The organism is Nocardiopsis sp. N85, assembly GCF_028882275.1.
In the GTDB taxonomy this organism is placed as follows: Bacteria; Actinomycetota; Actinomycetes; order Streptosporangiales; family Streptosporangiaceae; genus Nocardiopsis; species Nocardiopsis lambiniae.
This window is the reverse complement of record NZ_JARBUT010000005.1, coordinates 206,566-225,657: the sequence shown is the minus strand read 5'-3', so window position 1 is coordinate 225,657 and position 19,092 is coordinate 206,566. Positions and strand designations below refer to the sequence as shown.

17 protein-coding genes are annotated in these 19,092 nt (G+C 69.5%); 11 read left to right on the top strand and 6 right to left on the bottom strand.

Annotation, left to right across the window (positions count from 1 at the left end):
- The first annotated feature begins 312 nt into the window (after positions 1-312).
- Complete coding sequence (locus PWG71_RS09870; protein WP_274809279.1) at positions 313-1,587, top strand: DUF6891 domain-containing protein; 1,275 nt, start codon at positions 313-315, stop codon at positions 1,585-1,587.
- A 32-nt stretch (positions 1,588-1,619) separates the two neighbouring features.
- On the opposite strand, the gene PWG71_RS09865 is transcribed toward PWG71_RS09870, so the two are convergent.
- The 3 genes from PWG71_RS09865 to PWG71_RS28675 all read right to left on the bottom strand — a co-directional run bounded on the left by PWG71_RS09865 (position 1,620) and on the right by PWG71_RS28675 (position 4,731).
- On the bottom strand, positions 1,620-3,473 hold the full coding sequence (locus PWG71_RS09865) for a serine/threonine-protein kinase (RefSeq protein ID WP_274809278.1): 1,854 nt from the start codon (positions 3,471-3,473) through the stop codon (positions 1,620-1,622).
- Between the two features lie 353 nt (positions 3,474-3,826).
- Positions 3,827-4,336: a nuclear transport factor 2 family protein gene (locus PWG71_RS28680; protein ID WP_342455957.1), complete on the bottom strand. Its 510-nt coding sequence runs from the start codon at positions 4,334-4,336 to the stop codon at positions 3,827-3,829.
- 275 nt (positions 4,337-4,611) lie between these two features.
- Positions 4,612-4,731, bottom strand: a complete 120-nt coding sequence (locus PWG71_RS28675; protein WP_342455956.1) for a sigma factor — start codon at positions 4,729-4,731, stop codon at positions 4,612-4,614.
- 97 nt (positions 4,732-4,828) lie between these two features.
- Here PWG71_RS28675 and PWG71_RS09855 point away from each other — a divergent pair, with 97 nt between their 5' ends.
- The 6 genes from PWG71_RS09855 to PWG71_RS28780 all read left to right on the top strand — a co-directional run bounded on the left by PWG71_RS09855 (position 4,829) and on the right by PWG71_RS28780 (position 12,858).
- On the top strand, positions 4,829-5,602 hold the full coding sequence (locus PWG71_RS09855) for an SDR family oxidoreductase (RefSeq protein WP_274809277.1): 774 nt from the start codon (positions 4,829-4,831) through the stop codon (positions 5,600-5,602).
- A gap of 826 nt (positions 5,603-6,428) precedes the next feature.
- Positions 6,429-8,711 carry a conjugal transfer protein TrbL gene (locus PWG71_RS09850; protein WP_274809276.1) on the top strand — a complete coding sequence of 761 codons (2,283 nt, stop codon included), beginning with the start codon at positions 6,429-6,431 and terminating at the stop codon, positions 8,709-8,711.
- A 34-nt stretch (positions 8,712-8,745) separates the two neighbouring features.
- Entirely contained in the window at positions 8,746-9,411 is a 666-nt protein-coding gene (locus PWG71_RS09845) for a hypothetical protein (RefSeq protein WP_274809275.1), read from the top strand.
- Between the two features lie 103 nt (positions 9,412-9,514).
- Complete coding sequence (locus PWG71_RS09840) at positions 9,515-10,591, top strand: C40 family peptidase (RefSeq protein ID WP_446725001.1); 1,077 nt, start codon at positions 9,515-9,517, stop codon at positions 10,589-10,591.
- Positions 10,584-11,348: a hypothetical protein gene (locus PWG71_RS09835; protein WP_274809274.1), complete on the top strand. Its 765-nt coding sequence runs from the start codon at positions 10,584-10,586 to the stop codon at positions 11,346-11,348. The genes PWG71_RS09840 and PWG71_RS09835 overlap by 8 nt, the downstream gene beginning before the upstream one ends.
- Positions 11,349-12,069: 721 nt before the next feature.
- Entirely contained in the window at positions 12,070-12,858 is a 789-nt protein-coding gene (locus PWG71_RS28780; RefSeq protein WP_446725000.1) for a DUF7878 domain-containing protein, read from the top strand.
- Here PWG71_RS28780 and PWG71_RS09830 read toward each other — a convergent pair.
- Positions 12,839-13,390: a thymidine kinase gene (locus PWG71_RS09830; RefSeq protein WP_274809273.1), complete on the bottom strand. Its 552-nt coding sequence runs from the start codon at positions 13,388-13,390 to the stop codon at positions 12,839-12,841. The two genes, PWG71_RS28780 and PWG71_RS09830, sit on opposite strands and share 20 nt — an antisense overlap.
- 506 nt (positions 13,391-13,896) lie before the next feature.
- Between PWG71_RS09830 and PWG71_RS09825 the strand changes: the two genes are divergently transcribed.
- The 3 genes from PWG71_RS09825 to PWG71_RS09815 all read left to right on the top strand — a co-directional run bounded on the left by PWG71_RS09825 (position 13,897) and on the right by PWG71_RS09815 (position 16,293).
- Positions 13,897-14,835: an ion transporter gene (locus PWG71_RS09825; protein ID WP_274809272.1), complete on the top strand. Its 939-nt coding sequence runs from the start codon at positions 13,897-13,899 to the stop codon at positions 14,833-14,835.
- Positions 14,836-15,190: 355 nt separating this feature from the next.
- The gene (locus tag PWG71_RS09820; protein ID WP_274809271.1) at positions 15,191-15,856 is read left to right on the top strand and encodes a hypothetical protein; all 666 of its coding nucleotides are present in this window, start codon (positions 15,191-15,193) and stop codon (positions 15,854-15,856) included.
- The gene (locus PWG71_RS09815; RefSeq protein WP_274809270.1) at positions 15,856-16,293 is read left to right on the top strand and encodes an ATP-binding protein; all 438 of its coding nucleotides are present in this window, start codon (positions 15,856-15,858) and stop codon (positions 16,291-16,293) included. The genes PWG71_RS09820 and PWG71_RS09815 overlap by 1 nt, the downstream gene beginning before the upstream one ends.
- 69 nt (positions 16,294-16,362) lie before the next feature.
- On the opposite strand, the gene mug is transcribed toward PWG71_RS09815, so the two are convergent.
- Complete coding sequence (gene mug, locus PWG71_RS09810) at positions 16,363-17,007, bottom strand: G/U mismatch-specific DNA glycosylase (protein WP_274809269.1); 645 nt, start codon at positions 17,005-17,007, stop codon at positions 16,363-16,365.
- A 624-nt stretch (positions 17,008-17,631) separates the two neighbouring features.
- Here mug and PWG71_RS09805 point away from each other — a divergent pair.
- Positions 17,632-18,519: a CPBP family intramembrane glutamic endopeptidase gene (locus PWG71_RS09805; RefSeq protein WP_274809268.1), complete on the top strand. Its 888-nt coding sequence runs from the start codon at positions 17,632-17,634 to the stop codon at positions 18,517-18,519.
- 213 nt (positions 18,520-18,732) lie between these two features.
- On the opposite strand, the gene PWG71_RS09800 is transcribed toward PWG71_RS09805, so the two are convergent.
- Positions 18,733-19,020, bottom strand: coding sequence for a DUF4287 domain-containing protein (locus PWG71_RS09800; protein WP_274809267.1), 288 nt, complete (start codon positions 19,018-19,020; stop codon positions 18,733-18,735).
- Positions 19,021-19,092: the final 72 nt, after the last annotated feature.

The following is a 19,092-nucleotide window of genomic DNA, read 5'->3' as shown; positions in this document are numbered from 1 at the left end:
GCCTTGAGGGGCACGCGGCCCCGGACCCATCGGGAGCCCGGTGCGGACATCGCGGAAAGGGACCCCCCGTCCTGTGACCGTTGTCGCACTTCCCGAATTCCGAGGAGACCACGGAGGAGTTCCCCCGGGTAGGCCCCGCCTTCTCCCGAGACCCCTTTCGCCGCCGTACCAAGCGAAATCCACGCGCACATTTCCCAGAGTCGTCATTCGAACACCAGCGGTCACTTCCGTTTTCCGTATACGACCGCCCGCGGACGGCGATATCTCGGACAACCGCATCCGAACACTCCCGACTTCTGACACATTGGGCCAATGAGCGAACACTGGGACGGCGACGAGCTCCTGGCCATGGTTCGGAAGGATGTCGCGGCCCGGGTCGCGGCCGGTCGGGACGGTTACTCCGCGCTCCTCGAACAGGCCCGCGGACACCTCGTCGAAGCCCTGCCCGAGCACATCGACCCGGACGCCCCACAGGTCCGCGCGCTCGCGGCCACCCTGCCCGAGTACGTCGACGCCGCCCTCGCCGAGCACGTCCACCGCCAACGCAGGCGCCCCTCCCGCACCGACTCCGAGCGACTCACCCGCGCGTTCCGGGCCCTGGACGAGTCGGGGATCCTCGCCCGCGAGGAGTTCTCCTGCTGCAACTCCTGCGCCCGCGTCGAACTCCACGCGGCGGCCGGCGGCACCGGCAGTCGCGGTTACGCCTATTACCACTGGCAGGACACGCTCCTGGCCGCCGACGGCGCCTCGCTCATGATCGGCTTCGAGTCCACCCACCCCGTCCGCCACGCCGCCGTCGGCGCGGAGGTCACCGAGGCACTGCGCACGCACGGCCTCACCGTTCACTGGGACGGCGACCCCGCCCGCAAGATCGAGGTGGACATGGACTGGAGTCGGCGCCGCCATGACCGTCTGGCCGCCTTCCCCGGGCCCGACGCGCCGGGCGAACCGCACGTGGAGGTCGGGTTCACCAAGGACCGCCCCCACCCCCTGCCCACGTGGATCACCCGCCATCAGGGCCGGGTGAGCGTGCGCGAACTCGCCCGCCTGGTGCTGCCCTGGCTGCCCGGCGGGGTACGGGCCACCGTCACCGGCGAGGGCGGACGTACCGCCGTCCTCGAACGCGACTTCGACCTGCTGCGCGTGGAGAACGGGCCCGCCCTCTCCCGGGAGCGCGTCGAGGAGACCCTCGCCCGCTGGGCGGTGGGCGCCGGTTGGCCCACCGAGGACGCCCGCTCCACCCACCTGGGCCTGCTCGACGTCACCTACGCCGACTCCACCGTCGGCGGCCTCGGCTTCGTCGACCACCCCGAACCCCTGAGCACGGCGGCCGCCCGCGACCTCGTCTACCGGCTCACCCCGGCCGATGGCGTGTTCGGGGTGTTCGCCTGCCGCTCCGGGGACGTCGTGCAGATGATGTGGCAGACCGGGCCCCGGCTGTGGTTGGAGAGCCCCTCACCCGGGGAGCGCCTGGCCCGGGGACGCCACGTCACCCTTCCCGAGGCCGAGGAGATGGTCCGTGTCCTGGCCGACGAGGGCCGGATCGCCCTCGACGACCTCGGCGCGCTCCAGGTCTCCCACTGGTGAGGACGTGGGGCGCGTGACCGGGCCCCGGGGACTCACTCGAAGGCCGCGCCCAACCGGAAGAAGGCCCGCGCCTTGGGCGGGATCAGCAGGAAACCGCCCACCATCAGGTTGAACAGCAGCATCGCCAGGTAGAACGGCAGCATCTCGGGCGTGTAGATGAGCACGGTGAACATGCTGAGGATCAGCCCGACCGACGCCACGAGCTGCATCAACACCACGAGCCCGTACACCAGCCGTGACCGTAGCAGCAGCCCGATCACCGCGAGCCCCGAGCACACCCCCCACACACCGAACACGGCGGTGACGCCCGATCCGGTGTCGCCGTCCCCGGCGGCCATCGCCGTGAGGACCAGCAGGACGACGGCGTTGATCACGAGCATCGCGCACACCACGAGCACCGACGCCGGCGGAGACGGGCGTCGGGCGGCGGGGGCGGTGCCGAGGTGCCCCGTCCCGGGCCCGAAACCGTGTGCGGCCGTGGTCCCGTCGATCCGGGCGTGCGGTCCCGTGCGCAAGGGCGTCGCGGGGGTGATCGGCGGCAGGGGGGCCTCGGCCCGCCGACCGGGCGGCACCGGGGCGGGCGATCCGGGGCGGACGCCGAACGCGGTGTTCGCCCCGGTACGCGGACCGTTCGGCCCCATGTACGCGGCGTTCCCGCCGGTTCCCGTGCCCGGCCCGCCGAACCCCGTGTTCCCGCCGGGGTAGGGGCCGTTCGGTCCGGGGCGTCCCGGACCGCCCCCGACCCCCGGGCCGTGGACCATCGGGTTCCCGCCCGTGTGCGGCCCGGTCGGGTGTCCGCGGGGGGCGGCGAACGCGGGATTCCCGCCCGTCCCGGGTAGCGGCCGGGGGCCGGACACCGCGCCCGGACCCGGACCCGTGTTCCCTCCGGTCCCGGCCGCCGGAGCCGCCGGCCGGGTGCCGAACGCCGTGTTCCCCCCGGTCCCGGGGCCGGTGCTCGCACCGGTGCCACCGGGCGACCCGGCCGGTCCGGGCACGGGCCCCACGACCTCGGCGGTGCCGCCGTCACGGCCCCGCTCCTCCTTCGCCCGGTCCAAGAGGGCGATGGCCTCCGCGGCCGAAGGCCGGGCCGACACGTCGCGGTTCAACAGGGCCTCGATCAGCGTCCGCAACGGCGCGCTCTCGGGGTCCGCCCCCGGGACGGGGCCGCCGCCGACCGACGGACGCGGCGGCATCGGCGCGGTCAGGACCGCGCTGATGATCCCGGTGATGCTCTCCCGCTTGAACGGGGAGCGCCCCTCCAGCAGCGCGTACAGGGTGACGCCCAGACTCCACAGGTCCGACGCGGGCAGCGCCCGCTCACCCTCGAACCGCTCGGGGGCCATGTACTCGGGCGAGCCGATGTACACCCCGGTCTGGGTGAGAGCGGTGTTGCCGTCGACGTTGGCGATGCCGAAGTCGGTCAGCACCGTCCGATCGTCCTCGGTGAGCATGATGTTCGCGGGCTTGACGTCCCGGTGGGTGACCCCGACCGCGTGCGCCGCCTTCAGCCCGCTGAGCAGCGACCGGGCCGCCTCCTCCACCCGGGTCACCGGCAGGGGGCCGCTCCGGTCCAGGTGGTGCTGGAGCGAGTTCCCGCTGAGCAGCTCCATGACGATCCACGGACTGCCCTCGTGTTCGAGGACGTCGTGGACGGTCACCACGGCGTTGTCCTTGATCCGCGCGGTCGCCCGGGCCTCCCGAAGGGTCCGGGTCCGGGCCTCGTCGCGGTCCTCGGGGCTCATGCCCTCGGGAAGGATGACCTCCTTGACCGCGACGTCGCGTTCGAGGGCGGGGTCCCAGGCGTGCCACACCGTGCCCATCCCGCCGGCGCCGAGCCGTTCGCGCAACTCGTAACGGCCGACGGAGGAGCGACCGGATGGGGACATGGGGGCGCATCCCTTCTGAACCGGGGGACGATGCGCAGGCCAATCTATCCGAGAAAAGCCCCATCACCGACGTTCACGGTGGCCATCGATGTTTTCCGAAGCATTCTCACTGTAATCCGGACCATCGCGTCCGTATCCGGGGGCAAGGGGAGGTGACCGATAACGGTCATCCTGGACCGGTGGCCCGTGGAATCATCGCTATACCTCATGAAGAGGCATCACCGCTGTTCACGGACCATTCATGACCGAGGTCGGGCGGAACCGCGTCCCGCCTTTCCGGAACACCGTTCCCGGACCACGTGGGCACGCCCCGGCCCCCTTTCCCCACGGGGCGACACGTCCCCGGACCCTCGTCACCCCTCTCCGGGAAGCCCCAGACGCGCCAGACGGTCCGGGTCGGCGAGGACGTCGACGGCGATGACCCGTCCCCCCGTCACCGTGAACCCCATGACGGCCAACGGCCGCCCGCCCGCGACGACCAGCACGCCCTCCGCACCGTTGACCAGTGCCGGACGCACGAACGGCGCGAAGCGCCCGAACACGACCGCCTGCTCCGCCACGGTGCGCGCGCCCTCCAAACGCCTCGTGTGGCGCCCGCGCGCCGCCCCGCCGTCGGAGCGCAGCACCACATCCGGGTGCAGCACCGCCAGCAGGGCGTCGATGTCGCCCTCCCGCGCCGCCGCGAAGAACGCCTCCACCGCCTCCCGTCGCAGGGCCGGGTCCCCGTCCGCCTCCGGACTCCGGTCGCGTACCCGGCGCCGGGCCCGGGCGGCCAACTGCCGGGTCGTCCCGGTCGACCGCTCCACCAGCGGGGCGATCTCCGCGTACGGCACCGCGAACATGTCGTGCAGCACGAACGCCACCCGCTCCAGTGGGTCAACGCCTGGAGCACCACCATGAGCGTCCACCCCACCGCGTCCGCGGTCAACGCCTCCGCCTCCGGGTCCGCGCCCGGTCCCGACGCCACCACCGGGTCGGGCATGCGCCCCTCCCACGTTCCGGCGGACGCCTCCTCCAACGGTTCCTCCCGCCGCTGTCGGCGAGAGCGCAGCATGTTCAGGCACACTCGTCCCGTGACGGTCGTCGTCCAGGCCGCGAGGTCGTCCACGGCCTCGATCCCCGCGCGCTCCAACCGCAGTCACGTCTCCTGGACGGCGTCGTCCGCATCGCCCACCGATCCCAGGATCCGGTAGGCCACCGCCCGCAGCCGGGGCCGGTGCTCCTCGAACCGCTCCGCCGCCGAAACACGTTCGCGCACCCTGTCACATTCCTCTCCTGGCGCGGGTCATGTGGATGGACCCGTCGCGCGGGCCACGCGACCCCGGCCCGCCCGCTCATTTCGAGGAGAGCACACCATGAACGCACCCGTTCTCGTCACCGGGGGCACCGGAGGACTCGGTTCCCTGATCGTCCCCCTGCTCCGCGCCGCCGGACGCGAGGTCCGCCTGCTCACCCGAGGCTCCCGCCCCCCCGAAGGCCTGCGCCACGTGACCGCCGACCTGCGCACTGGTCAGGGCATCGACCCCGCCGTCGAGGGTGTCGGGACGGTCCTGCACCTGGCCGGCGGCCCGAAGGGCGACGACGCCGCAACCCGGAACCTGGTGGCCGCGGCCGAGCTGGCGGGGGTGGAACATCTGCTCCTCATCTCGGTCATCGGCGCCGACCGGCTTCCGATCGGCTACTTCCGCGCGAAGGCGGAGTCGGAGCGGGCGCTGAGGGAGTCCTCGGTGCCGTGGACGATCCTGCGCGCCGCCCAGTTCCACGACCTGACGCTCGCGATGGTCCGGGCCCTGGCGAAGTCACCGCTCGTCCCCGTCCCCGGCATGCGCTGGGAACCGGTGGACGCCCGCGATGTCGCCGAGCGATTGACGGCGCTCACCCTCGGCGCGCCCGCCGGGCGGGTCCCCGACCTGGCCGGGCCCGAGGTGCTCCCCATGGGCCACCTGCTGCGCACCTACCTGGCGGCGAGGGGCACCCGCCGCTTGACGGTGCCGTTGCGGATCCCCGGCGCGGTCGGACGCTCCTACCGGGCGGGGGAGAACCTGGCCGGGGCGGAGGCGGAGCGCGCCACCCGCACCTGGGAGGGCTTCCTGGCCGAGCGCGTGGATCCGGCGCGGCCCCGTCGCTGAGCCGGCGCCGGTCGGAGCGGGGGAGTGGACGAGGGGAGCGGGATGCGGGAAGGCGGGCCGCCGCCCACAGGGACGCGACCACTCGACGGGACGCGGGGTGTGGTCCCGCCCGTCCCGGCGGGACCACGGGAACGGCGGTCACAGCGATGCAGGCGGGGCCGGGTCGGGTGATGCCGGTGGGAGTCGCCGGTGTCCCGAGACGGGATGGGCGGGTGGGAAAACCGTCCGAGGACCGGGTGAGTCGAGGGAGGGAAGTGACCGCGGACAGGTCCTGGGGCGGGGTGTGTCTCTTTTCGGTGGGATGTCCGGATGGGCGGATGTGTCGACCTGACCAGAGAAGTTCTTTTCGGTCCTACGACAAACCGCACTGCGGTTTCCACCGAAGGTACGTCCGGCACTCCGTACCAGTCCGGTTGGCCGTCGAGTGTCCACTTTTGGCCGGCGGTACTGATGTGACGCCGCTCATAGAAGGGGGCGGAAGGGATAATTGCGGTTGGTCGCTTTTCGGTGCTTCTGGAAGGCCGTTGATGTCCACTACCTGCGAAAACGTTGATATGTGAACCTTTTGTCACCCCCAGTCTGGGTGTGGTCGGATCGAGAACCGGAAAACTCATCGCGTTGCGCCCGTACGAGAACTCTGTGATGGAGCACCATAGAGGATGGGGTAAAGACATCCGGGGGCCTTGTGGTCGCGCACGGCCTCGCGCCGGCGTGCGCATCCACGCGCCCGGACGGGAGGATGGCGTGCGGCGGCCGGGTAAGAACCGGGCCTCACGGTGTCCGCCATCGACCCCTGGGCACCGAACGACGACGCAGGAGCCAGCAGATGACGGATCAGCACGTCCGACGGCGGGGATGGCGACGCCTCCTGATGACGTTCCTTCTGCTGGCCGGCTTCCTGGTGCTGCCGCTCAGCGGGGCCCAGGCCAACCCTTTGTGCCCGGGGGAACCCGCACCCCTGCCCGAGTCCGCGGGGAGCGGATCGGACGGGCTGCTGGTGCCGCCCCAGTCCCAATCGGCCATCGAGGGCGCCCCCGACGGGCTGCCGCCCGACGCGAGCATGTACGGCCAGTACGGGACCGCCGGACAGCAGTGGCACATGATCACCGAATCGTGCGTCGACGGGATCAGCAACGGGCCGCAGGCCACCCTCGCCAATACCGCCTGGGACCTGTCCAAGACCATCAACCAGTCGACCATCACCGTCTACCAGGCGGCGACATCCGACGGGCTGCTCTCCAGTTTCAACGAACTGGTGGAGAGCGTCGTGGTGACGCTGCGGGAGGGGATCTGGCGGCCGCTCATCCCCACGGTCGTCATCCTGGGTGCCCTGTGGCTGGGGTGGTACGGGCTCATCCGGAAGCGGATGACGCTGACCATCGAGTCGACGGTGTGGATGGTCGGCGCGACGGCGCTGGGGCTGTGGATCATGGTCAACCCGGCACAGGTCATGGGGTTGGCGAGCAGCCTGGTCAACTCGGGCAGCCAGTTGGTGACCAGCACGGTGGGGCAGATTCCCTACGGCGGAGGATCGGGGACGTGCCCTTCCGGGGCTGAGCCTCCTGAAAAAGCCGATTGGGAATCCGAGGCAGACTTCCAGGTGCGGCGCAACGCGGACATGTTGTGGTCGAGCCTGGTGTGCCAGCCGTGGGTGGCGGGGCAGTTCGGCAATGGGGACATCGCCGAATCCGCATCCCATGTTCATGGGGTCGATCTCATCGAGGCGCAGGCCATCAGTCGCATCGAACAGCAGCAGATCTTGGACGACGAGGTGGACGCGAACGAACTCGTCACTGCGAAACAGGAGTCCTACGAGACCATCGCCGCCGATGTCCAGGAGTACTACCCCAGTGTCTATCCGCTCTTCTCGGGTCAGGACCAGGGAAGCAGGTTGGGCGTCGCCACGCTCGCCCTGTTCGCGTCGATCTTCGCCGGTGGTCTGATCCTCGCCGGATCCGTGGCGCTCATCGTCCTCAAGATCGCGTTCCTGGTCCTGTTCCTGCTGTCCCCCGTCTTCCTGCTCATCGGCATTCACCCCGGATACGGGCGGATGGTGCTGTTGCGCTGGGTCGAGTTGATGGTGGGGTTCCTGCTCAAGCAGATCTTCGTGGTGCTCCTGATCTCGCTGTTGGTCATGTGCTACGGCATGGTCATGTCCACCAGCCTGGGCTGGGGTCTCCAGATGATCCTGCTCGCCCTGTTCACGGTGGCGCTCTTCGTCTACCGCAAGCCCTTCGCCTACCTGTTCTCCTCGGTCAACGCGAACTCCTTCACCTCGCGGGTCGTCAGCGACGCCGCCAACAGCCAGGTCCTCGCCAAGAGCTCGATGGTCCTGCCGCCCGCGGCCTACCTCAAGGCCCAGAACTGGGGCCGCCGCAACGGTGCCGCGATCGCCGCGACGGCGGCCGGGATCCCGACCGGGGGTTCCGGTGCTCCGGGCGGTGATGTCAACGTCAGGGGCCAGGAAGAGGCCGTGGGCGAGGCCACCGAAGCGCCCCGGGTGCGAGGCGTCGGCGGCTACGGCCGGGTCCGGGGCAACGGGGCCGCACCGCCGCTCAACGTCAGCCGTCAAGACGGTGGGAGCCGTCCTTCCGGCGGCAGGCGCACGGCCGACGAGGCGCCGAGTCTGAGCGGACGCACAGGCGCCATCCCCCCACGTCCCAGCGGCGGCTACACCGGTGCCGGTGACACCGGTTGGGCATCGGTGTTCGGCACCGCCTCGGGTGGACGTTCCGAGCGGCGTGATGACGCCGGAGGCTCTTCCTCCGCCGCCGGGATCGGTCGTGCCGCGAGTGCGGAACGGCCCGATCCCAGCACAGGGCGGGGCATCTTCGGTGCCCGTGAGGACACTCCGCCGAGGGGGAACCCCGACGGCAGGGGCTCCCGATGGGGTGTGCCGCGCGAAAGGCGGGAACGTACCGCCCCGCAGCGTCCGGGCCGTCCGGCACCGGCCCCGGAGAGTCGGCGTGGAGACGGTGAGGGCGGCTGGTTGAGTGGATCCGGTAAGAGCAAGGACAATGCCCCTATCACCCCCTTCTGGGGAGAAGGTTCCAACAGCCCCCGCAGGGACCGGAAGCGCGACGTGCCCTTCTGGCTGAACGACGACTGACCCGCCCCCGAACGACGACAAAAGGCCCCGAGCTATGCCCAACCCTCTCCCCGAGCGTGCCCAGAGGTTCGTGTTCATCGGTCTCATCGTCGTGCTGGTCGGAGCCGGGGTGTACTTCAGCGTCGGTGGTTTCGGCGATGGGTCGACGGAGGAGGCTCCGGTCGACCCTGGCGTTTCCCAAGGGGGGAACGGGGGCAGCGCGGGGGCATCCGATGCGCTGTCCGGCGTCGAGCCCAGCCCGTTGCCGACCACCGCCGTCGATGACGTGGACGTGCTGGGGTGGTTCCCCTTCCCCGAAGAGGAGCTTCGAGCGGCCGGGGCGACCGCTCTGACCTTCGCCGAGGCCTACGGGACGATCGACTACAGCGGGTCCCCCGAGACCTACTACGACTCGATGCGGACGTTGGCGACCGCCGAGTACGCCGACGTGCTGACGGAGTCCTCGCGGGCCGGAGCCTTCTGGGAGGAGATGGCGGAGGCCGAAGCGGTCGCCCAGGGGCGGGCCGAGGTGGAGTTCATCCGCGCCTTCGGGGACGACTCGATCACCTTCGTGGTGACGGCACAGTCCATCACCGAGACGGCGAACCGGGAATTCGACGAGGAACTCGGGGAGTTCGCGATCACCGTGGTCCAGGAAGGTCGGACGTGGCGGGTCTTCGACTTCCAGCCCGCCGACGCGGGACAGTTCGGGGAGGAGTGACCCGGTGTTCTCGTTTTTCGGTGCTCCAGGTGATCGGGGTTCGACGAGGCTGTGGTTCGGCGGCCTCGTGGCCGCCGTAGTGGCGTTGACGATCATGGTGGCGATGTTCGTGATCCCCATCGTCACCAACACCGGGCAGCAGATCGCCGGCCTTATGGCGAACGGCCTGGTCTGTGCGCCCAACGCCGATGCCGAACAGCCCGGGGCGAGCGGTTATGCGATGGACTCGATCCCCGAGAACTATCTGAAGCTGTACCAGGAGGCGGGGGAGGACCGGGGGATCCCGTGGAACATCCTCGCCGGGGTCGGCCAGGTGGAGTCCCACCATGGGCGGTGGGAGGGGCCCGGGATCACGGAGGGGCACAACGACTGGGGCGCCGCCGGGCCGATGCAGTTCGGTTCGCTCGACGGATCGGCGGCCGGCAACAGCTGGGGCGGCGAGCCGATCCAGCCGGTGGAGGATCGGCCGGAGAACGGGTACGGGGTCGACGGTAACGGTGACGGCATCGTCAACGTCTACGATCCAGGCGACGCCATCCCCGCAGCCGCTGATTATTTGATCGCCCATGGCATCCAGGACGACGTGCGCAAGGCGATCTACGGCTACAACCACGCCTGGTGGTACGTGGACGATGTGCTGGAGTGGGCGGAGAGGTACGCGGACGGGGACTTCAACACCTCCGATCCGATCCGGACCGCGGTGCTGTGCGAGTTGGACGAGAACGGGGCACCGATCGGTCGGGCCCCCGACGAGTTGACGCAGGCCGTGATCGACTGGGCCTTGGATCAGCGGGGGAAGCCCTACATCTGGGGCGGGACCGGGCCGCACGGATACGACTGCTCGGGGCTCACGATGAAGGCGTACGAGAGCATCGGGGTCACGATTCCACGGGTCTCACAGGATCAATGGAAATTCGGTCCCGAGATCCCCATTGGTGAGGAACAGCCCGGTGACCTGGTGTTCTTTGATGTGACGCGGGCGGGAGAACCTCCGGGGCCAGGTCATATGGCCATGGTGATCGGAGACGGCCTCATGGTGGAGGCCTGGTGCACCAACTGTGGACCGATCGCGGTGCGAGAGTACGATGACCCCAATCGGTCGGACATCGTGGGTTTCACCCGTCCGCTCGAACACCCCGATGTGAAGGCCCAGTTGGAGGCGCAGGATAATCGTGGTTGACGAGAAGGCACCACCCAGGAAACAGGGGTTGCACGGGTGGAAGGCCGCACTCGCGGTTTTCGGATGCGGGACGCTGGCGGCTTTCGGAGTCTTCGGCATCGTTCTTGTGATCTTCGGATCATTTCTCTCTGCCCTTTCCTCTGGGGTGGGGATTGGATCTCAAGATGCTGGCGAGCCAGGAGTTATTGGTGCGCAACCTACGGCACCTCGGGAAGATTTCAAGTCGGATGCCTTTGAGCTTTGTGGCATTATTGATTCGATCTCGTCTATTCAATTGAGTTTGGTGGGAGAGATCGAAGGACCTTTGGACGAATCGATCTCCGGGGGGCCTCCTGAGGATGACGATCTTGTTAGATCTGGCTCATGTCAGGCCCGGGTGACTCCGAATGGAGCGCCCTATCCTGGCGGGCCATGGAGTGCCGAAATCTCTTATTGGGCTGTCATCTATTCACCGGAAGATGGCAGGGATGATTTGGCGAGTGGATACTTGGAGGAGGCCGCTTCCGAAGTCGGTGGCGCTGGGGTGTTGATCGAGGAGAGTGGGTCTTACGATTTTCTCGATGAGGCGCAGTATTTTTATGGAACTCCGGAGTCCGGATCGGGAACCTTCTATTCTGTGGTCGCTAGAAAGCGTAGTGGGGTCATAGTGATTCGGTTGGATTCAGATGATCAAGTTGATGCTTCGGCATTCTCCAATGAGGTGCAAAAACTTCATAGGAGATTGGATAACGATATGAGAGATCTCATCCCGAGATAGCTCGTTAAGGTCGGGCCTTTTGGGGCTGGGATTGAGTCCGGTGGAGGAGTTCGTGGGGAGTGCGAGTTGTCCACAGACTGAGATGCCCGCCTCGCGTATCCCTTGTCTTCTCCTTAAAGTGAGAACAAGGGGGTGCTGAGGTTCCGTCGACTTCACGCTGTCCAGCCACTCTCCGCCCGTTCAGTGGCCAACTGGGCCGGGCGCCGCGACGATCGGTATCCGTGGTGAACAGGCTGCCTGCCGGCAGGAACGCGGAAGAGTCGGCTTCGTCCGGGAGGCCGATCGAAGCGGGCGCGTCTGCGACATTCGGTTAAGCCTCAGCCGCCCTCGTGGCCTCTCGCCGCTGGAACCGCCAGTCCGCTCCGTGTGGGGCCGTGCGTCCGCCAGGGCACTGTGCCGTGGCCGCTGAAGGCGGCGCTGCTAAGGTCGGCGCTCCCGGCATCGAGGAGCCGCGCCTTGAGCCTCAAGGACATCCACGACCTGGACCACACCGTCCTGCTCTGTCGGGACCTGGGGGCGACCGGGGCCTTCTACGAGAAGGTGATGGGTCTCCCCGTCGAGCAGGATCTCGGGACCTGGGTGAGCTTCCGGGTGGGCGCCACCCTGTTGACCCTTGACCCTTCGCCCGCGCGGCCGTGGTCCGGCCTGGAACGACGGCTCCTTGGAGGCCGGGGCCGCATCCGTTCAGTTGGCCTTTCGCGTACCGCCCCCGGCCGTCGACGTGTGCCACGCCGAGCTGGTCGCCGCGGGTGCGCCCATCTTTCGGGGCCGACCGACCTGCCCGACCGGCGTCACCGGACGCTCTTCTTCCGCGATCCCGAGGACGACGTCATCGAGATCTACACCGGGTACCGACCTGACCTCGGAACCCGTGGTCACCCTGGAATTCGTCCGCCGGAACCTCACAGCCCCCGACCTGTGTCGGCGCGGTCTTCCACCATCGACCGCACCCCTGGCGGTGCTGCTCCTCGACATCGAGGCCGACTTCGCCGTCCTGGACGGCGACCGCGCCATCCTCGCCGAACAGGGGTTCCCGGTCGCCGAACCGGCGCGGGCCTTGACCGTATTGCTGAATTCTCACGGGGGCGGCACCACCGGTGACTTCGTGTTCGAGTCGATGTCCTACGCGGAACCGGGTGCGGTGCGGATCGTCGCCTTCCCCGACGGGTGGCGGGTCGGTTCCGCTCTCGAACCGGACACCTGGTCCGTGCCTCTCGACCAGCGCACCCTCACCACGGTGATCGGTCCTTCGGGTCCCTTGTCCGCGGCGACGTGGCCACCCTGGGGGTGCCGGGCGCACCGTTACCGGCGATCCTGGAGCGACCATAGGGCGATACCGCCGCTCGGCCGCTGCGGTACCGAGGAGGGGCGGATGATCTCCCGATACCCGACCCTTGGGAGCGGATCGCCGGTGAGCGGGGATGGACAAGGCAAGGGGAGAGGGGAGGAGCGGAGAGAGGAGAGGGGAAGACGGGTGCGGCCGGTTCCGGTCAGGCGATGCCCGCCATGAAGTGGTGGCGGCACAGGGTCGCGTAGGACTCGTTGCCGCCGATGTGCACCTGTGCGCCCTCGTACACCATCACGCCGTCGACCACGCGCGCGTTGTGCGTGGCGCGGCCGCCGCACCAGCAGCGCGCGGACACCGGCAGGACCTCGATCTTGTCGGCCAGCTCCACCAGCCGCTGTGATCCCGGGAAGAGCCGCCCCTGGAAGTCGGTGAGGATTCCGTAGCAGTACACGTCGATCCCCATGCCGTCCACGACCCCCGCCAGCTGCCCCACCTGCTTCGGGGACAGGAACTGGGACTCGTCGCAGATCACGTACGGCGCCTTGCGGTCGGCGACGTCGTCGTACAGGTCCAGCTCGTCGGTGACCTCGACGGCGGGGGACTCCAGCCCCAGCCGGGAAGAGATGATGCCCGCGCCCGCTCGGTCCTGGCGGGTGTACAGCACGCCTTCACGACCACGGGAGTGATGTTCCTGGAGGGCCATGGTGCTCTTGCCCGAGTTCATCGCTCCGGTGAAGTACTTCAGCTCCGCCATGGCCTTCTTTCCTCGGTCGTGGGCGGCCTGGTGTCGGCGGCGCCCATGACCCCTGTCCGGCGGGGCCCGGCGGCCAGCAGCGAAGATACCAGTGCGTCGCGTGCCTCCAGGAACCCCTGCGGGCGGCCCGGCATCCCACTCTCCGAAAGGTCCCCTTCCCCGTCGACTCCAGAGTTCCCACCCGAACGCGTGTTTCCGGTCCGGTTTGTGAGAGTTCGTGTTCCGGCCGGAAAAGCGGATGTGGTGTGTTGCACGTGGAAAACGCGCCGCCCGTCACCCTTCCGTTATCGTTCGGACGGCGCCGCACGGGACCGGGGATCGGGTGGGCTCTCCCGTCGAGGCGGGATGCGGGTCGAGAGGTGCGGGCGTGGGGGTGGCCTGCGTCATCACGAAGGCGGCGGGATTCTCGGCGTTGAGCGACGCGCCGAAGAGCGTTTCGAGTTGCTTTGATATATGTGGGGGGCCACTGTCCGAATCGGGAGTGGAATTCTGGAGGGGACAGGACATTGCGGAGAGACCGGGTCACCCGTCTGGTGGAGAGCGCGTGGTTCTCCAATGTGGTGCTGGGGATCATCATCGTCAACGCGGTGATTTTGGGATGGGCGACTTATGGTGATTCTGCCCTTCCTTATCTTCTCGTCGCCGAGCGGGTCTTCATCGGCGTCTTCGTCATCGAGATGACGCTCAAGCTCTACGCCTGGCGGGGGCGGTTCTTCCGTGATCCGTGGAACTGGTTCGACTTCCTCGTCGTGCTCATCTCACTGATCCCGGCGACAGGCCCCTTCGCGGTGTTGCGGATCCTGCGCGTGCTGCGCGTCTTCCGGGTCATCACGGCCGTCCCGCAGATGCGGCTGATCATCACCGCCCTCTTCAAGTCGGTGCCGGGCATGGGCACCGTCATCGGGCTGCTGCTGGTGGCCGTCTACGCCTCGGCGATCATCGCGCAGCAGCTCTTCGGTGAGGACGTGCCGGAGTTCTTCGGAGACCTCGGGGCGTCGCTGTACACGATGTTCCTGCTGCTCACCACGGAGAACTGGCCGGACGTGTCCGAGGCGGTCCTGGAGGACCACCCCATGGGCTGGGTGTTCTTCGTGACCTACATCGTGCTCACCGCGTTCATCATGCTGAACCTGGTCATCGGCGTCATCGTCACCACCATGGAGCGGGAGTTCAACGCGGAGCGCTGGGTGGAGGACCAGGCGCTGGAGGCCGTGCAGCATGAGGCGGTCATGGCGCGCCTGGAGCAGTTGGGGGCACAGGTGGAGCGGCTGGACCGGATGCTGCGCGAGCAGCGCGGCGACGGGGGAACGGGACCGCTCTCGACGGACACCGACCCGGGGTCGGGCTCGGGGCCGGAAGCGGGTTCTGAGACGGGTTCGGTGGGCGGTGTTCCGATCGAGGCGGGGTCCGAGGCGGCGGGGAACGGGCACCGGCCACACGGGTAGCCGAAGCCGGGAAGACGGGTCTCGCGGGAGGGGCGCGGGGCCCGTCGCCGTGTCCGAGGACCGCACGGGATTCGGTGGTGATGAACGGCCGGCGCGTAAGGGTGCCGTCCCTTCATGTCCGAATGGAGACGTTGAAGTCTTTTGTAGAGAAAATCCTACGAGCCACCCCGGCCTGCGGAAACGCCGCTCCGTAAAATTTTTTCGCGGTTACTCGGCCGTACGTTTCCCTTCCGTCCCCGCGATCCCCTAATCTCTGCCTAGAAACCAACAACCGAACACAGAGACCCCGCTGCGTTTGAAGAACGCACGGGGTCGTGGCCGGCAACTCAAACCCTTTAACCGAAGGATTGCCAGCGTGAAGCAGTCTACTGCCACGCTTCTCGGCCGTGCCCTGCGCATGGTCGGAGCGTTGCTCTTCCCTTCCCGTGGCCGCCACTCCCGGAGCACGTTCTCCGGTTTGCGCCGCAGGTCGCAGCGGGTGCGCCGGTACGCCGCGAACCCCGAACCGGCCCGCCGCGCCACCGTCCACCTCCCGGTGGATCGCCCCCACGCGCGCCCTCTCACCTCTCCGCCCGAGTCCTTTCCCGCCGATGACGTCGCCCTGGTCCGGCCCTACTACGCCGCCCACGAACGCGCGGCGGCCTCCCGGAACGAGGGGGAGACGGAGGCCGAACAGGTCCGTGTCCAGGCCGAGGCCCTGGCCCGCCTGGAGCGGTGGACCGCACCCCGTATCCCGCGGTCGCGTCCGACCCCGCCCGGCGACCTGCTCGCTCCGGACCCCGCCCCCGCCCCCGTCGTCGCGCCCGCTCGGGGCGGGCATCGCACCATGACCCGACCGGCCAACGGGACCTCACCCGATACGCCGTTCTCACCCAAGGCCGTGCCGACGGTCGCATCGTCCGTGGGCGCGGGTGCGCCGACGGTGGTCCGACGGAGCGGTGGGCCGACGCCGGGGTTCGAGGATCTGGAGGCGTCGGTGCGAACCTGGCCGGCACAGCGGAGCCGAAAGGTGGAGGTGTGATGAGCGTCCGTGTCCGGCCTCCCCGTCGCTATGCCGGGGACACCTCCCCTCTGGCGCGGATGCGCCGTGACCTGGCCGCCGACCTGTCGGGGGCGGATCCCGGCGTGGTCGACGCGGTGACCCTGTGCGGGAGTGGGCTGTTCACGAACGCGGTGCGGTACACGGCTTCGGGACGTGGGAGCGGGGAGGTGATCCGCACCCTCTGGGCGATAGGAGATCGCGTCTGCGTCGGCTTCACCGACGACGGCGACACCGGCGGACGGGTCCCGGCCATCCCCCACGCCCGCACCGCGCAGGAATGGGCCACGGCCGAGGGCGGACGGGGCCTGTTCCTCATCGAGGCCACAGCCACCGTCCGGGGTCACCGCCCGGTCTGTGAGTGCTGCGACCTGGGCCGCCACACCTGGGCCGCGTTCACCCTCCCACGGACCGCTTGACCGAACCGGTCGCGGCGCCGGGCCCCGGCCTCGCGACCGGTTCCCCCGTCTCCGGTCCTCCCCGCGACGTCAACCGACCGCGGTGGCTCCGTCGGTCCCGGCCGACCGGTCGGGGAGGCCCGCCGCCGCCCGCAAGCGGGAGTACTCCTCCGCCAGCATCGCGGGCGTCCAATGGGCGTTGCGCCCGCTCGGATTCGGCAGCAGCCACACCCGGGTCCCGCCGAGCGTCTCCTCCTGCGGACCGACCCGCGCCCCGCGCGCTCCGAAAGCCGCCCGGTACGCAGTCACGCCCAGTATCGCCAGCCAGTCCGGCTCCCATTTCAGGGCCTTCTCGCGCAGCACCTCCACACCGCGCGCGTACTCCTCCGCTGTCAACTCCTCGATGCCGCGGGTCGGCCGTGCCACCAGGTTCGTCAGCCCCAGGCCCAGACCGGGCAGCTCGCCCTGTCGATCCGGCGGCAGCACCTCCGGGGTGAACCCCGACCGGGCCAACGCCGGCCAGAACCGGTTGCCGGGACCGGCGAAGTGGTGACCGCGCACGGCGGTGGTCAGTCCCGGGTTCACCCCGCAGAACACCACCCTCAGCCCGTCGGCGAGCACGTCCGGCAACAGCCGGTCGCGCGCCGCGTCCAGTTCCTCCCGGCTCAACCCGCCGACCCCGCGCAGCGGTCTTCCTCCGCGTCCCCTCTCGCCGCCGCCTTCGCCACCGCTCATCGCGCCCCCTCGCCAGGCCTTCGCCGGCTGGAAGCCTACCCACCGCTCCCGCTCCGTCCCTTCGGGAACACCGGTCCTCTCTCCTCCTTACCGCTCCGGTTCTCCCGGCCTTTCCCCCGGCCTTCCCCTCGGCCTTCCCGGCCGTCCCTCTACCTCGGCCTTCCCTCTCGACCCTCCCGGCTCTTCCGGCAGCCCTTCCCTCCGGTCTTCCCTGCCGGCCCTCCGTCCCCACCTCGACCACGTCCCTCCCGGGCCGTCCCCCGGCTCCGAGCCTGCCCGTGCCCTGGCCTCCCCGTGCCCCGGCCGGGCGGGGGCCGCTTCCCGGCCCCTGTCCGAGGGCGGATATCGGTCGGGGGCGATCCCTCTCCGACGGCCCGAGACGGCGGCTCGCCGTCCGGTCGGTCGGCCACGGCACACCCTCGCATGACGGTCCGCGTCCCCTCTCGCCGCCGGGAGGCGCGAGCACGACTCGTTCCGCGACGGAACGCCGGGGGCGGCAGCCCTGATCGCGGGGGGCGGTCGGCGTCCGGGTTTTTCTCCGCTGCCGAATACACACCGTCAGACGGAATGTGAGAATTTCAAGCCTCGGATGCGGCTTTTGGCGCGGTGTTTATGATCGGGCGCATGATCGATGGAGCCCTCCCCCGGTGGACCCGTGTCGCATTTCTGCTGACCGCGCTCGGTGTTCACGCGGTCTCGATCCTTTTCGTGCTGATCGGAGCCGATGGGCGGATCAGGACCAGCGCCGATTCGCAGGAGACCGAGCACCTCTGGCGGACCTGGGTGCCCGTCCTGGCCGGGACGTCGGCGGTGCTGCTCCTGCCGCGACGGGTGACCGGTGACGACCTCCGGCGGCCGGAGACCACGCCGAAGGCGGTGTGGGCCCTCGGTGTCCAGGCGCTGGTGCTCGTGGTGTGCGCCCTCGCCTTCGTGGCGCTGCTGCTCGCGGCGGGGCCCGCCGAACCCGTGTACACGGTCGGCAAGCTCCTCCTGCTCCTGGTGCTGCCGTTGGCGCTGTGGAGGTTCACCGGGTTCGGGAGGGAGGCCGGTGCCCGGGCGGCGTTGCGGGCCGTGGAACGTCCCCGCGCACGGGTCGCTCCGCTGGTCGCGGTGGCGGTGTGGACGGCGGCGACGTTGGCCATCGCCTCCACGGACCACGGGTTCGGCTATCCGGCGGAGTTCGATCCGGTGACGCTCGTGGCCATCATCGTCATCGGGTTCCTCATCAACGCCGTCCTGGAGGAGCTCTTCTACCGGCGGTGGGCGCAGACCCGGTTCGAGGTGTTGGTGGGGCCGGTGGGGGCGATCCTGTGGGCTTCGATCCTGTGGGCCCTCTGGCATGTCGCGATCCAGGGGACCGGGGACCTGCTCACCGACATCGCCCGGGTGGTCGCGAACCAGGGTGTGACGGGGATCTTCCTGGGGCTCTTGTGGTGGAGGTACCGGGCCATGTGGCCGCTGCTCGTGGTGCACGGTCTCGTCAACGCGGTGCCGCTGTTCCACATCGGCTGAGTCCGGCGTGCGGGTGCCGGGCCGTGCGTCGCCCCGGCCCGGTCGGGTGTCCGTTCCGTCCGACCCGAGGCCGACATCGCGGTCCTCGCGGTCCGCGTCGTCCGATCGTCCCGAGGCGAACGCCCCGGTGATGGAACGGTGTGACACCACGGCGGTCGCCCCCGCCCGCGCCACCGGTACGCGCGGGAGGCGGGCGGAGCGCCCGAGGGGACCTCAGGGGCGGGTGGCCTTGCCGTCGAGCCAGAGGGTGGCGGACTCGTCCCGGTGCGACCCCGTGGTGCCGACGTGCTCGGCGTTGATCTCGGGGCCCTTCTTGATGACGTGCACCAGGGCCATGCCGTGGCCGCGCCCGAGGCCGTACTCCTCCTTGAGCCAGGTCAGGATGACCCCGGCCTTGGTGTCGGGGGTGTCGAAGCCGCGCTCCCGGGCGAGCGAGACGAACTCACGGGGGGTCAGCCCGGTCTTGTCCTCGATGGTGTCGAGGTACGCCTGGAACGACATGTTCTCTCCTTCCGCCGGACGCGCTCCGCGTGCTCGCGGATGCGTCGCCGGGTCATGAGGGAAGCCTGTCGC